Origin of the sequence: Mesorhizobium sp. M8A.F.Ca.ET.207.01.1.1, assembly GCF_004794715.1 — a bacterium.
In the GTDB taxonomy this organism is placed as follows: Bacteria; Pseudomonadota; Alphaproteobacteria; order Rhizobiales; family Rhizobiaceae; genus Mesorhizobium.
Genome location: NZ_SRUS01000442.1, coordinates 1 through 309 on the forward strand (window position 1 = coordinate 1; position 309 = coordinate 309).

Sequence of the window (309 nt, forward strand, 5' to 3'; positions counted from 1 at the left end):
CACCGACGCGGCGGCTGATCGCACGGGTGACCGCTTCGGCATTCTCGTAGTTGCTGCCTTCATCCAGCGCCAGCAGGTCGGCCCACCAACCCGCGTCGGGTTCGAACAGCAGGGTCACGGTGCTGGTGCCCTGCCCCGGCGTCACCGTGGCCAGCACGCTGTTGCGCTTGATCGCCAGCCGCGCCGGCAGGTTCCAGCGCGAGGGCTGGCGACCGTTCCAGAGGTCGACCCGGCGGACATAGGCACGCACCTGCAGGCTGCCGGCCGAACTTTCCACGTCTTCCACGCGGGGCAGTTCGGAGATCGCCG

Annotated in this window: 1 protein-coding gene; it reads right to left on the reverse strand. The window is 69.6% G+C overall.

All coding sequences use genetic code 11. The features are described from left to right. A partial coding sequence (locus tag EN850_RS35280) for a hypothetical protein (RefSeq protein WP_210238080.1) occupies window positions 1–277 on the reverse strand: 277 nt, incomplete at its 3' end. Between the last annotated feature and the right edge of the window lie 32 nt (window positions 278–309).